9 protein-coding genes are annotated in these 12,094 nt (G+C 61.9%); 6 read left to right on the forward strand and 3 right to left on the reverse strand.

The window, feature by feature from the left end; all coding sequences use genetic code 11:
• Window positions 1–1,898: 1,898 nt before the first annotated feature.
• On the forward strand, window positions 1,899–2,534 hold the full coding sequence (locus HX814_RS31840; RefSeq protein ID WP_371132487.1) for a methyl-accepting chemotaxis protein: 636 nt from the start codon (window positions 1,899–1,901) through the stop codon (window positions 2,532–2,534).
• Here HX814_RS31840 and HX814_RS30640 read toward each other — a convergent pair.
• Genes HX814_RS30640 through HX814_RS30650 form a run of 3 tightly spaced genes read right to left on the reverse strand, consistent with a single transcriptional unit; the run spans window position 2,515 to window position 5,516 of the window.
• Entirely contained in the window at window positions 2,515–3,783 is a 1,269-nt protein-coding gene (locus HX814_RS30640; protein ID WP_003209700.1) for an EAL domain-containing response regulator, read from the reverse strand. The two genes, HX814_RS31840 and HX814_RS30640, sit on opposite strands and share 20 nt — an antisense overlap.
• Window positions 3,784–3,792: 9 nt before the next feature.
• Entirely contained in the window at window positions 3,793–4,176 is a 384-nt protein-coding gene (locus HX814_RS30645; RefSeq protein ID WP_008430409.1) for a response regulator, read from the reverse strand.
• On the reverse strand, window positions 4,161–5,516 hold the full coding sequence (locus tag HX814_RS30650; protein WP_177009864.1) for a HAMP domain-containing sensor histidine kinase: 1,356 nt from the start codon (window positions 5,514–5,516) through the stop codon (window positions 4,161–4,163). Before HX814_RS30650 ends, HX814_RS30645 begins: the two co-directional genes overlap by 16 nt.
• 409 nt (window positions 5,517–5,925) lie before the next feature.
• On the opposite strand from HX814_RS30650, the gene HX814_RS30655 reads away from it, so the two are divergent.
• Genes HX814_RS30655 through xylB form a run of 5 tightly spaced genes read left to right on the forward strand, consistent with a single transcriptional unit; the run spans window position 5,926 to window position 11,918 of the window.
• Window positions 5,926–7,458 carry a sugar ABC transporter ATP-binding protein gene (locus HX814_RS30655; RefSeq protein ID WP_177009863.1) on the forward strand — a complete coding sequence of 511 codons (1,533 nt, stop codon included), beginning with the start codon at window positions 5,926–5,928 and terminating at the stop codon, window positions 7,456–7,458.
• A gap of 25 nt (window positions 7,459–7,483) precedes the next feature.
• On the forward strand, window positions 7,484–8,452 hold the full coding sequence (locus tag HX814_RS30660; RefSeq protein ID WP_003209708.1) for a hypothetical protein: 969 nt from the start codon (window positions 7,484–7,486) through the stop codon (window positions 8,450–8,452).
• Window positions 8,453–8,485: 33 nt separating this feature from the next.
• The gene (locus HX814_RS30665; RefSeq protein ID WP_003209710.1) at window positions 8,486–9,427 is read left to right on the forward strand and encodes an ABC transporter substrate-binding protein; all 942 of its coding nucleotides are present in this window, start codon (window positions 8,486–8,488) and stop codon (window positions 9,425–9,427) included.
• 21 nt (window positions 9,428–9,448) lie between these two features.
• Window positions 9,449–10,441 carry a LacI family DNA-binding transcriptional regulator gene (locus tag HX814_RS30670; protein WP_177009862.1) on the forward strand — a complete coding sequence of 331 codons (993 nt, stop codon included), beginning with the start codon at window positions 9,449–9,451 and terminating at the stop codon, window positions 10,439–10,441.
• Between the two features lies 1 nt (window position 10,442).
• Window positions 10,443–11,918, forward strand: coding sequence for a xylulokinase (gene xylB / locus HX814_RS30675; protein WP_177009861.1), 1,476 nt, complete (start codon window positions 10,443–10,445; stop codon window positions 11,916–11,918).
• The last annotated feature ends 176 nt before the right edge of the window (window positions 11,919–12,094 follow it).

Here is a 12,094-nt window from a genome sequence, read left to right on the forward strand (position 1 = left end):
TGCGGGAGTGAGGGAACGCCGAGCCACAGCGAGGCGCCGACAGGCGGGGCAGAGCGCTTTGGTTACTTTGCCGCTTTTGCAAAGTGACTCGCTGTAAGAGCGAAACCATAAGCCGCCGTTACCCAAATAACGGATATGCCCCCAAAATTCCGCCGATATTCGATCTCGAAAACCACGGCCCCCCTGGGACATCCCACCCGACAAGCGATCTCACTGCCACCCGCTGGTGCATGCTCTTGATTGCATGCAGCTTTTTGTAGCGAGGAAGCTCGCTCCCGTTGACCCGCATGGCAGGCCAAACAGCCTAATCAATAGCAAGCTAGCTAATTGGCGCATTAATTGCCTTGAAATATGGCAATTAGACATCACTCCCGGAGTCCGCCATGAGCAGCCTGTCGAGCAGCACGATGCAGTTATCTTCCGCCGAGAAAAGCTGGCTGCCCTGGTGGGGCAAGACCGGCAAGTTCGCCATGGGCTGGTCCTGCCACCTCAACCGCGCGGTGTACCCGGTGATGGAGCAAACCTTCGAGGCCATTGCCGAAACCCGGGTCAAACTCCTGCAAACCTGGACCCGCGAACAGTGGGAACACCTCAACGAACTGGCCACGACACTGGCCCGCGATTCCGTGCTCACCGACAACAGCCTGCTGCTGGAAAAACTGCACCAGGCCGGGGATTTCTCCGAGCTGTTTATCGTCGACCCAAAGGGCGAATTACTGGCGAGTACCTGGAGCCAGGCCAGTCACCGCGCGCTCAATCAACAAGCCCTGGCCGCCGGGCTCAAGGCGCCATTCCTCCACGGTCCCTACAGCGACCCGCTGACCTTGCAGATCGGCCCTTCGTCTTCGCGCTTCCATGACGAAGTGACCCTGATGTTCTACCAACCATTGACCCGCGAGGGCAGGGTGGTCGGCTGCCTCTGCGGTCGGGTGCCCAACGACATACTCGGGGATTTGATCCAGCGCGAGGCCGGGCATATCTTCCCCGAGTCCGGCGATAACTACCTGTTCATGGTGCAATCGCGCTTCGACCCGGCGCTGCAGCCGGGCATTGCGCTGTCCCGCTCACGCTTCGAGGACGGCACCTTCACCCACGGTGAAAATCTCAAGAGCGGCGTGCACACACCCTGGAAAACCGTACAGATCCAGCGCCACACCGAGCTGGAATTGCGGTTTATCGACCCCGCCACCCAACAACTGCACCCCGGCGTGCGGGAAACCATCCGCAAGGGCTCGAACCTGTTTGTCACCTATCCCGGCTATTCCGACTACCGTCACATCCCGGTGGTGGGCAAGGGCGTGACCTTCGAACTGCCGGGCTCGCCGGATCGCTGGGGCATGATGTGCGAGGCCGACCTGGAAGAGGTCTACCGCCGGCGCTCCCTGAGCCATGGTTTGATGAAGCCCTATCTGGCGACCATGGCCGGCCTGTTTGCCTGCAACTTCCTGGTCCGTCACTACAGTGGTTTGCCCGCCGCCTGGACCGATGCGTGCGAGGTGCTGAGCATGGTCGTCGCGGCCTTGCTGTTCAGCCGCGTGGGCCCCAGGCGCCTGGCCGCACGCCTGAATGAAATGACCGAGGTCATCCGCACCATTGCCGAAGGCGAGGGCAACCTGCGCCAACGCCTGGACAGCGGGCGCATGGTCAACGACGAAACCGGCGACATGAGCCGCTGGATCAACAGCTTCATCGACCGCCTGGATTCGGTGGTCGGCCAGGTGGTCAAGGCCAGCCACAGCGTTGGCAACACCAACCAATTGATGCTCGGCCGCAGCGAGGCGGCCGGGTTGATGTCCCATGAAGTGGCCGACGCGACCCACCGCATGATGATCATCGTTGAAGAGCAACTGGGAGAAATCCAGCAAGCCTCGGTGAGCGCCGAGCAAATGAAGCAGGCCATGGACGAGGTGGTCAGCCGGGCCCGCGAGCAATTCCTCGCGGTACAGGTCGGCACCCAGTCGATTCGCGATGTGGTGCAGCGCTCCTCGGAAAGCGTGCAACTGCTGGACAGCCGCATGGCACAGATCAGCAACATCACCGGGTTGATCAGCGACATCACCAACCAGACCAACCTGCTGGCCCTGAATGCGGCCATCGAAGCGGCGCGGGCGGGCGAGCATGGCCGCGGTTTTGCGGTGGTGGCCGACGAAGTCCGCACCCTGGCGTCACGTACTTCCAAGGCAGCGGAAGACATTCGCCAGATGGTCGAGGGCCTGCAAGGCGAAACCCGCAAGGCCGTAGGCTTCATGGAAAACGGCGTGACCAACGTCGACAGCAGCCTGCGCCTGGCCGAGGACGCCTCCTCGGAGAACGTGCACCTGCACCAGGCGGTGGAGAGCATGTTCAGCATCATCCAGCAGCTCAACGCCCGCAGCCTCGACTATGGCAAGACCATCAAGCAGGTCAGCCACTCTTCGGAGCAAATGCGCCTGACCGTAGGGGTGTTGCAGACCAGCGCGGAAACCGTGCGGGTCAATGCCAACAAGTTGCAGAAGCTGGTGGGGTTGTTCGAAGTCAGTGAGGCTGCGGCCTGACCAGGCTGCGCTTATCCAGCAGCAGGCGCTCCAACTCCTTCATCGGCAAAGGCCGGCTGAACAGATACCCCTGGATCTGATCGCAGCCGGCTTCCCGCAGAAACTCCAGCTGCGCCTGGGTTTCCACGCCTTCGGCCACCACTCGCAGCTTCAGGCTGTGGGCCAGTTCGATGATGGTGCGGGTGATAGCCGCGTCCTGCGGGTTGCTGGTGACTTCGCGGATAAACGCGATATCGATTTTCAGCGTATCAATCGGGAACCGCCGCAGGTAGGCCAGGCTGGAATAGCCGGTGCCGAAGTCGTCGATGGAGATCTTCACCCCCATCGCCCGCAGGCGCTGCAAGCTGGCGATGGTGTGCTGGGTGTTCTCCATCAGCGAGCCTTCGGTCAATTCAACTTCCAGCCAATGCGCTTCCACGCCGGCCTGGGCGAGGGACTGGGCGATATCGGCAATCAGGTCACCCTCGATCAATTGATGCCCCGAAACGTTGACCGATACCTCCACCGCGCCCACCGTGCCGGATTGCCACGCTGCGATCTGGCGGCACACGTTGTCGATCACCCAACGCCCGAGCGTGACGATCAAGCCCTGGCTTTCCAGGATCGGTATGAAGACCGCTGGAGACACCGCACCGTAACCGGGCCGGTCCCAGCGCAGCAGGGCCTCGAGGGCGCACACCTGACCGTTGGCCAGTTCGACCTTGGGTTGGTAATGCAGCACGAATTCTTCGCGCTCGACAGCCAGGCGCAGGGCTTTTTCCAGGTCCAGGCGCGCCAGGTCATGCACATTCAACCGCGAGGACTCATTTTGGTGGTGTTGAAGTTGCTGCTCCAACAACTGGCTATGGTTTTTCAACCGATCGCCGTGGGCCTTGAGCCGCAGCAGGTTGCGTACCCGTAGCCACAACTCGACCCGCTCCACCGGCTTGCTGATGAATTCTTCAGCACCGGTTTCCAGGCCACTGAGCCGCGCGCTGGACTCACTCAATGCCGAAAGCATGATGATCGGAATGTTCGCCGTGGCCTGGTTGCCCTTGAGCTGGTTGGCCACTTCATAGCCGTCCATGCCCGGCATCATGATGTCCAGCAGGATTAAGTCCGGCGGCCGCTGCGCCACCAACTGCAAGGCTTCTTCACCACTGGCGGCGCTCACGGTCTGGTAACCCTCGTGGCGCAGCAGGGTTTCCAGCAGCTTGCGCACCTGGATTTCATCATCAACGATCAACAGCGTTGCGGGTTGGCTGGCCATGGAGAGGACTCAAGTCGAGGGAGTAATGTTCTTTTGCAGCAGCGTGTCGATCACCTGGTACAGCTCTTTGTAGCGCAGGGGCTTGATGATGTAGGCATCGCAGCCGGCCCGCAGGGTCTTGTCACGGTCTTCCTTCATGGCCATGGCCGTCAGGGCGATCACCGGGATGTGCGCGGTATGAGGGTCCTGCTTGAGCAGTGACGTGGCTGCCAGGCCGTCCATGCCCGGCAACTGGATGTCCATCAGGATCAATGCCGGTTGTTTTTCCCGGGCCAGGGTCAGCCCGGTCTCGGCATCGGCGGCCCACAACACGCTGTGGCCGGCGTTCACCAGCAACAGGCGGGCGAGGCGCATATTGGCCTCGTTGTCTTCGACGATCAGGATTTCGGCCATGGGGCCTCCGGATCCGCGGCACGGTGCAGCGGCAGCCACACCACAAATCGCGCGCCGGCACCTTCGCGGCTGGCCACGGCGACACTGCCGCCGTGCAGGTCGGTGAGTTGCTTGACCATCGCCAAACCCAGGCCCGTGCCTTCGAATTTGCGCGCCAGGCTGCTGTCGATCTGGCTGAAGGCCTTGAACAGCTTGCTCATGTCGTGCCGGGCGATACCGATGCCGGTGTCGCTGACGCTGAATTCCAGGAACTGTTGCTGCTCGCTGGGTTGCAGGGCAAAGCCGTGGGTGGGCCAGTCGCCGGGAATCTGCCCCACTTGCCCACGATTCACCTCGCGCACCGAGAGCGTCACCGAGCCGCCGTGCTCGCTGAACTTCACCGCATTGGCCAGCAGGTTGTAGATGATCTGCTTGGTCTTGCGCAGGTCCAGTTCCAGCGCGCCGAAGTCGTCCGGGCTTTCGAGTTTCAACTGGATGCGCTGCAATGCGGCCTTTTCCCGCACGATCAGCAGGCTGTTGGCCAACAGGCCGGCCAACTCCACGGCTTCCAGTTCCAGGTCCATCATGCCGGCCTCGACCTTGGACAGGTCGAGGATGTCGTTGATCAGCGACAGCAAGTGCTGGCCGCTGGTGAAGATATCGCCGATGTACTCGCGCTGGATATCGCTCATGTCGCCCACCAGGCCGTCCTTGAGCGCCTCGGAAAAACCGATCACCGCATTCAGCGGCGTGCGCAGCTCGTGGGACATGGTGGCAAGGAACTCGGACTTCATGTGGCTGGCGTGTTCCAGCTCCAGGTTCTTCTCTTCCAGGGCGCGCTCAAAGCCTTTGCGTTGCGCCTCTTCCTGCTTGCGCGCGGTGTTGTCGGTGCCGATCAGCAGGTAGCCGATGATCGCGTCGTTGCGGTTGCGCAGGGCGGTCACCGACACCATGGCCGACAGGCGACTGTTGTCCTTGCGGATATAGGTCAGTTCGTAAATGTCTTCGATGCCCCGGGAGGCCTTGAACACCAGGGCCTCAAAGCCCGGCGTGATCGGTGTGTCCAGTTCCAGGCTGAGGGCGGCGGCGCGGGTGATCAGCTCGGCGGGGTCGGAAATGTCGGCCGGTGTGACGCGGTTCAGCACATCGGCGGCGGCGTAGCCAAGCATGCGTTCGGCACCGACGTTGAAAATCTGGATTACGCCTTTTTCGTCGGTGGCGATGCTGGAGAAGTAGGCGCTGTTGAAGATCGCATCTTGCAAGGCGCCGGCCTTGAGCAGGGTTTTCTGGCGTTTGAATTCGACGATTTTTTCAGCCCGGGATTGCGGCTCCGCCGGGCTGTCGACTGAAGAGTTGTCCATGGTGCAGTGTTCCGTGAACTTCAGGCCCGACGCTGCCAAAGGCGGCGCCGCAGAGCATGCTCACAGAAGATCGCGCAGGCGCGATGAGGAGGAGATGAGGTCTTTGGACGATAGCAGATAAACCGCAACCGACAGGGATCGTAGTGGCCAAACGCGGTGTTATTTTTAGAAAAGCACTCAATCGGATAGGTGGAGGTGGAAAAACGGCGGTTTTATCTGCAATTAATCACTCCAGGTCGCTGGGTGAACATTTATTCATCAGGTGAAACGTTTAATCAAACGATAAACGGCTGACGCAAGCGCTTGCGTAAGCAAATGTATCTGATTAGAGTCGGCAGCAATCAGGTCTGCCGATGACTGCCATCGGCAAACGCCCGAACACAACAATAATAAAACCAGGAGCTCAGTCATGAGCCTTGAACCCTTGCTTGAAATGCAGGGCATCAGCAAGACCTTCAACGGTCTGCGGGTGCTCAAGAACGTCAGCCTGAAGGTCTACCCCGGTGAAATCCACGCCTTGATGGGTGAGAACGGCGCCGGCAAATCGACCTTGATGAAGATCCTCTCCGGTGCCTACCAGGCCGATGATGGCGGCACCATCCGCATTGATGGCCAGCCCGTCGCCAGCTACAACCCAGCCTCCGCCAAAGCCCTCGGCATTGCCGTGATCTACCAGGAACTGAGCCTGTGTCCGAACCTCACGGTGGCCGAGAACATTTACCTGGGCCGTGAACTGCGCCGTGGCTGGACCATCGACCGCAAGGGCATGGAAGCCGGGGTGGCCGAGGTGCTGGCAAGGCTCGGTGCGGAGTTCCTGCCCACCACCCGCGTCGGCAGCCTGTCCATCGCCGAGCGCCAACTGGTGGAAATCGCCCGGGCCTTGCATGCCCACGCAAAAATCCTGGTGATGGACGAGCCCACCACGCCGCTGTCCTCCCGGGAGACCGACCGCCTGTTCGCGCTGATCAAACAGCTGCGCAGCCAGGGCCTGGCGATCATCTACATCAGCCACCGCATGGCGGAAATCTACGAGCTGTCGGACCGGGTCTCGGTGCTGCGGGACGGCGAGTACGTCGGCGAACTGGCGCGGGACGTGCTGTCGGCCGAAGTGCTGGTGAAGATGATGGTGGGCCGCGACCTGTCAGGTTTCTACAAGAAGGAACATGCGGCCTACGACCCCGGCCAGGTGGTGATGCGCGTGCGTGACATGGCCGACGGCAAGCGCGTGCGCAACTGCAGCTTTGACCTGCACGCCGGTGAAGTGCTGGGCATCGCCGGCCTGGTGGGCGCCGGGCGTACCGAACTGGCACGGCTGATCTTTGCCGCCGACCCACGCACCTCCGGCACCCTGGAGGTGGTCGGCAAAACCGTGACCCAACTGCGCAACCCGGCGGATGCGATTCGTGCCGGTGTCGTCTACCTCACCGAGGACCGCAAGGCCCAGGGTCTGTTTCTCGACATGAGCGTGGCCGACAACATCAACGTCTGTGCGTGTGTGCCGGATGCCCATGCCGGTGGCGTGCTCGACCGTGGCCACGCCGCACAACGCTCACGCGATGCGATCAAGTCCCTGTCGATCCGCGTGGCGTCGGGCAAGGTCAACGTCGGCGCGTTGTCCGGTGGCAACCAGCAGAAGGTGCTGCTGGCACGGCTGCTGGAGGTCAAGCCGCATGTGCTGATCCTCGACGAGCCCACCCGTGGCGTGGACATCGGCTCCAAATCCGAGATCTACCGCATCATCAACCAGTTGGCCAAGGCCGGCGTGGGCATCGTGGTGATCTCCAGCGAGCTGCCGGAAATCATCGGCACCTGCGACCGCGTGCTGATCATGCGCGAAGGGCAATTGGTAGCCGAAGTGGGCGGGGCATCGGGGCTGGATATTTCCCAGGAGGCGATCATCGACCTCGCCACCGGCAGCGAGCAGGTGGCCGCCCATGGCTAATTCAACGACAAGCGGGAGCAACACCATGACTGTGGCAACGATCGGCAAGGCTGAGCGTATTCGCGAACTGATGCGCACGGTGGGCATGTTGCCGGTGCTGGTGCTGTTGCTGGTGGGCTTTGCCCTGGCCAGCGAAAACTTCATGACGGTGCAGAACCTGTCGATCATCACCCAGCAGGCGTCGGTCAACGTGGTGCTGGCGGCGGGGATGACCTTTGTGATCCTCACGGCGGGCATCGACTTGTCGGTGGGAGCGATTCTTGCGGCTTCGGCTGTGGTTGCGTTGCAAGCGTCGATGTCACCGCAGTTCGGCATGTTCGGGATTGCCGCCGGGGTTGGCTTCGGCCTGTTGCTGGGCCTGGTCAACGGCGGCCTGATCGCCTTCATGCGCCTGCCGCCGTTTATCGTCACCCTGGGTGCGCTGACCGCCATGCGCGGTTTGGCACGCCTGTTGGCCGACGACAAAACCGTGTTCAACCCTGATTTGCCGTTTGCCTTTATTGGCAACGATTCGGTGCTGGGCGTGCCCTGGCTGGTGATCATTGCCGTGGCCGTGATTGCGCTGTCGTGGTTCATCCTGCGGCGCACGGTGATGGGGGTGCAAATCTACTCCGTGGGCGGCAACCCGGAAGCGGCGCGGCTGTCGGGGATCAAGGTGTGGAAGGTCCTGCTGTTCGTCTATGCCATGTCCGGTGCCCTAGCCGGCCTCGGCGCGGTGATGAGCGCGTCACGCCTGTTCGCCGCCAATGGCCTGCAGCTGGGGCAATCCTATGAGCTGGATGCGATTGCCGCAGTGATCCTCGGCGGCACCAGTTTTACCGGCGGCGTCGGCACCATCGGCGGCACTCTGATCGGTGCGCTGATCATCGCGGTATTGACCAACGGCCTGGTGCTGCTGGGCGTCTCGGATATCTGGCAGTACATCATCAAGGGCATCGTGATCATTGGCGCGGTGGCGCTGGATCGCTATCGCCAGTCCGGTGCGCGGACCTGATTTCACTCAAACAACAATCACAAGAGAGTCATCATGAACTTCAAACGCATGTTTCCTGTTGTCGCCTCCCTGGGCGTTGCCGTGTTGATGTCCCAGGCGGTGCAAGCCCGTGAACTGAAAGCCATCGGCATCAGCATGGGGTCCCTGGGCAACCCGTATTTCGTGACCTTGGCCGACGGTGCCACGGCGCGGGCCAAGGAGCTGAACCCGGCGGTGAAAGTCACCTCGGTGTCGGCCGACTATGACCTGAGCAAGCAGTTCTCGCAGATCGACAACTTCATCTCGTCCAAGGTCGACCTGATCCTGCTCAACGCCGTCGACCCGTCGGCGATGGCCTCGGCGATCAAGAAAGCCCGTGATGCCGGGATCGTGGTGGTGGCCGTGGACGTCGACGCCAAGGGCGTGAATGCCACGGTGCAGACCGACAACGTCGAGGCCGGCAAGCTCGCCTGCCAGTTCATCGTCGACAAACTGTCGGGCAAGGGCAATGTGATCATTCAGAACGGCCCGCAAGTCACCGCCGTGACCGATCGGGTCAAAGGGTGCAAAGCCGCGCTGGCCAGCGCCCCGGAGATCAAGGTGCTGTCAGATGACCAGGACGGCAAAGGCTCCCGCGAAGGCGGCTTGAACGTGATGCAGGGTTACCTGACGCGCTTCCAGAAAATCGACGGCCTGTTCGCAATCAACGACCCGCAAGCCATCGGCAGCGACCTGGCGGCCAAGCAACTGAAACGCAGCGGCATCATCATCACCTCCGTGGACGGCGCGCCGGACATCGAGAATGCCCTGAAGACCGACACCCTGATCCAGGCCTCCGCCAGCCAGGACCCATGGGCCATGGCCCAGACCGCCGTCAATGTCGGCAATGACATTCTCAATGACAAACAACCCGCCGAAGCGGTTACCCTGCTGGCGCCAAAATTGATAACCCGCGATAACGTCGGTTCCTACGCCGGTTGGTCAAGCAAGCATTAAAAGCACCCAGGAGTGAGCACCGTGGCAACCATGGAGGATGTGGCAAGAATTGCAGGGGTGTCGACGTCGACGGTTTCCCACGTCTTGAACGGCACCCGCAAGGTCAGCCCGGACACGGTGCAAGCGGTGCAGGACGCGATCCGGCAGGTGGGCTACATCCCCAACACGCTGGCGCGTTCCCTGGCGCGGTCCACCACCAATACGATTGGCGTGGCGATCTCGGCACTGTCCAACCACTACTTCAGCGAAACGGTGCACGCGATTGAAACCGAGTGCGCCAAGCACGGCTACATGATGTTGTTTGTCGATACCCACGACGATCCCGAACAGGAACTGCGTGTGGTCACGGCGCTGCACCATCGGCGGGTGGACGGCATTCTGCTGGCGCCGTCTACCGGTTCGCTGGCCCTGGAATACCTGCAGGCCAATCAAGTGCCGGCGGTGCTGGTGGACCGGATGATGTGTGATCGTTTCGATCAGGTCGGGGTGGAAAATACCCTGTCTACCCAGGCTTTGGTGGCGCACTTGATCGAGCATGGCCACCGGCGCATCGGCTTTATTTCCGGGCGCGCGGGGCTCGGCACTTCCGATGAACGAGTGGCCGGCTATCAAGCCGCGTTGCAGGCGGCAGGGTTGGTGTTTGACCCGCAGTTGCTGGTCAACGGCGGCTCCAGCAGCGAGCCGGCACGGCAAGCGACCGCGCAGTTATTGGCCCTGGCAACACCGCCCACGGCAATCATGGCGGGCAACAACCTGATGACCCTGGGTGCGATGCACGCCTTGCGTGATGCGAATATCGACGTGCCCGGGCAGATGGCCCTGGTGGGCTTCGATGATTTTGACTGGGCGGATTTCTTTGTGCCACGCCTGACCCTGATCGCACAGCCGGTCCAGGAACTCGGCGCCCGGGCGGTCAACCTGCTGCTTGAGCGCATGGCGTCGCCCAAGCGTAAAACACACAGCGTGCGGCTCGCGCCCACCCTGAAGATTCGTAACTCATGCGGCTGCCCCTGATATGAACAACGCGGTTTCCCTTGGCATTGATCTCGGCACTTCGGAACTCAAGGCGATCCTGATGGACGAGCAAGGCAACGTCCTCGCCCATGCGGGCGCGCGGCTGACGGTCTCACGCCCGCACGCAGGCTGGTCCGAGCAGGCGCCTGAGGATTGGTGGCAAGCATGCCTGAAGGCTCTGGACCAACTGCGCACTGATCAGCCGGATGCCTACGGCCGTGTCGACTGCATCGGGTTGTCCGGGCAGATGCACGGGGCGGTATTGCTGGGGCAAGACGACCGGGTGTTGTACCCGGCGATTCTCTGGGATGACTCCCGTGCCATGGCCCAGGCTGAAGCCTTGGGCAGAGAGTTTGCCGACGTCACCGGCAGCTTGCCGATGGCCGGTCTCACGGCGCCCAAGCTGCTGTGGTTGCAGGAGCATGAACCGGCGGTATTCAGCGCCATTGATTGCGTGCTGTCGCCCAAGGACTACCTGCGCCTGCGCCTGAGTGGTGAGCGCGTGAGTGATGTGTCCGATGGTGCGGGGACGTTGTGGCTGGATGTGGCCAACCGTGAATGGTTTGAACCGATGCTGCAGGCCACGGGTTTGCGATGGGCGCAGATGCCACGGCTGGTAGAAGGTGGCGCGGCCAGTGCTTGTTTGAATGCGGCTGCGGCGGGGCGACTGGGCTTGGCCGAGGGCCTGGTGATTGCCGGCGGTGGCGGAGACAACCCGGTGGCGGCGGTGGGCATAGGGGCGGTGAATGCGGGTGATGCGTTTATCACCCTCGGTACGAGTGCGGCCATCGTGGCGATTACTGATCACTCGGCGGGGAATCCGGCGAGTGCGGTGCATAGTTTTTGTCATGCGTTGCCTAATCGCTGGTACACCATGGGCGCCATGCTGGCCGGGGCCAGTTGCTTGCGGTGGGTGACGCGGTTGACGGGGTCGGTTGATGAGCAGGCGTTGCTGGATCGGGTGCAGGCCGAGTGGCCGATCGGGCAGGGCGTGCCGGTTTCCAATCCGTTGTTTTTGCCGTATTTGGCGGGGGAGCGCACGCCCCATAACGACCCGTTGTTGCGGGGTGGTTTCATGAGCCTGGGGCATGACTGCACGCCGGCCATGTTGGGGTATGCGGTGATGGAGGGGGTCGGGTTCGGGTTGCTGGATGCACTGAATGCGGTGCAGTCGGCCGGGGCCACGGTGGGGGCTTGTGCGTTGGTGGGTGGTGGGGCGCGCAGTGAGTATTGGGCGCAGTTGTTGGCCAATATTCTTGGGCGGGAGATTTATACGTTGCATGGCAGTGAGTTGGGGGCGTGTATTGGTGCAGCGAAGTTGGGGTTCCTGTCGAGCGGCCAGGGTGCGGCGCTGTTGCAGGCGGGGATGCCGGTGAAGCAACGGTTTTTCCCGGACGGCGCTCAACAGGCTGTTTTGCAGGCGCGATATTTGAAGTTTCGGGGGTTGTTGGGGGCGGCTAAGGCTTTGCACGATTAGGGAGGTTTTGGGTGTATATCCGTTATTTGGGTAACGGCTGCTATTGGTTCCGCTCTTACAGCGGCTCACTTTTGAACAGCGCAAAAGTAAGCAAAACGCTCTTGCCCCACCACTCGGCACCTCGCTTAGGCTCGGTGTGCCCTCACTCCGGCTTTGGACCGTGGGCCGCCGTCATG

It is taken from the genome of Pseudomonas sp. C8002 (assembly GCF_013385765.1).
Taxonomy (GTDB): Bacteria; Pseudomonadota; Gammaproteobacteria; order Pseudomonadales; family Pseudomonadaceae; genus Aquipseudomonas.

Excerpts from the sequence above, each read along its gene's own strand:
- HX814_RS30650 (WP_177009864.1), bottom strand. The coding sequence starts at position 5,516 with ATGGACAACTCTTCAGTCGACAGCCCGGCGGAGCCGCAATCCCGGGCT.
- HX814_RS30660 (WP_003209708.1), top strand. The coding sequence starts at position 7,484 with ATGACTGTGGCAACGATCGGCAAGGCTGAGCGTATTCGCGAACTGATG.
- HX814_RS31840 (WP_371132487.1), top strand. The coding sequence starts at position 1,899 with ATGGACGAGGTGGTCAGCCGGGCCCGCGAGCAATTCCTCGCGGTACAG.
- HX814_RS30665 (WP_003209710.1), top strand. The coding sequence starts at position 8,486 with ATGAACTTCAAACGCATGTTTCCTGTTGTCGCCTCCCTGGGCGTTGCC.
- HX814_RS30640 (WP_003209700.1), bottom strand. The coding sequence starts at position 3,783 with ATGGCCAGCCAACCCGCAACGCTGTTGATCGTTGATGATGAAATCCAG.
- xylB (WP_177009861.1), top strand. The coding sequence starts at position 10,443 with ATGAACAACGCGGTTTCCCTTGGCATTGATCTCGGCACTTCGGAACTC.
- HX814_RS30655 (WP_177009863.1), top strand. The coding sequence starts at position 5,926 with ATGAGCCTTGAACCCTTGCTTGAAATGCAGGGCATCAGCAAGACCTTC.
- HX814_RS30645 (WP_008430409.1), bottom strand. The coding sequence starts at position 4,176 with ATGGCCGAAATCCTGATCGTCGAAGACAACGAGGCCAATATGCGCCTC.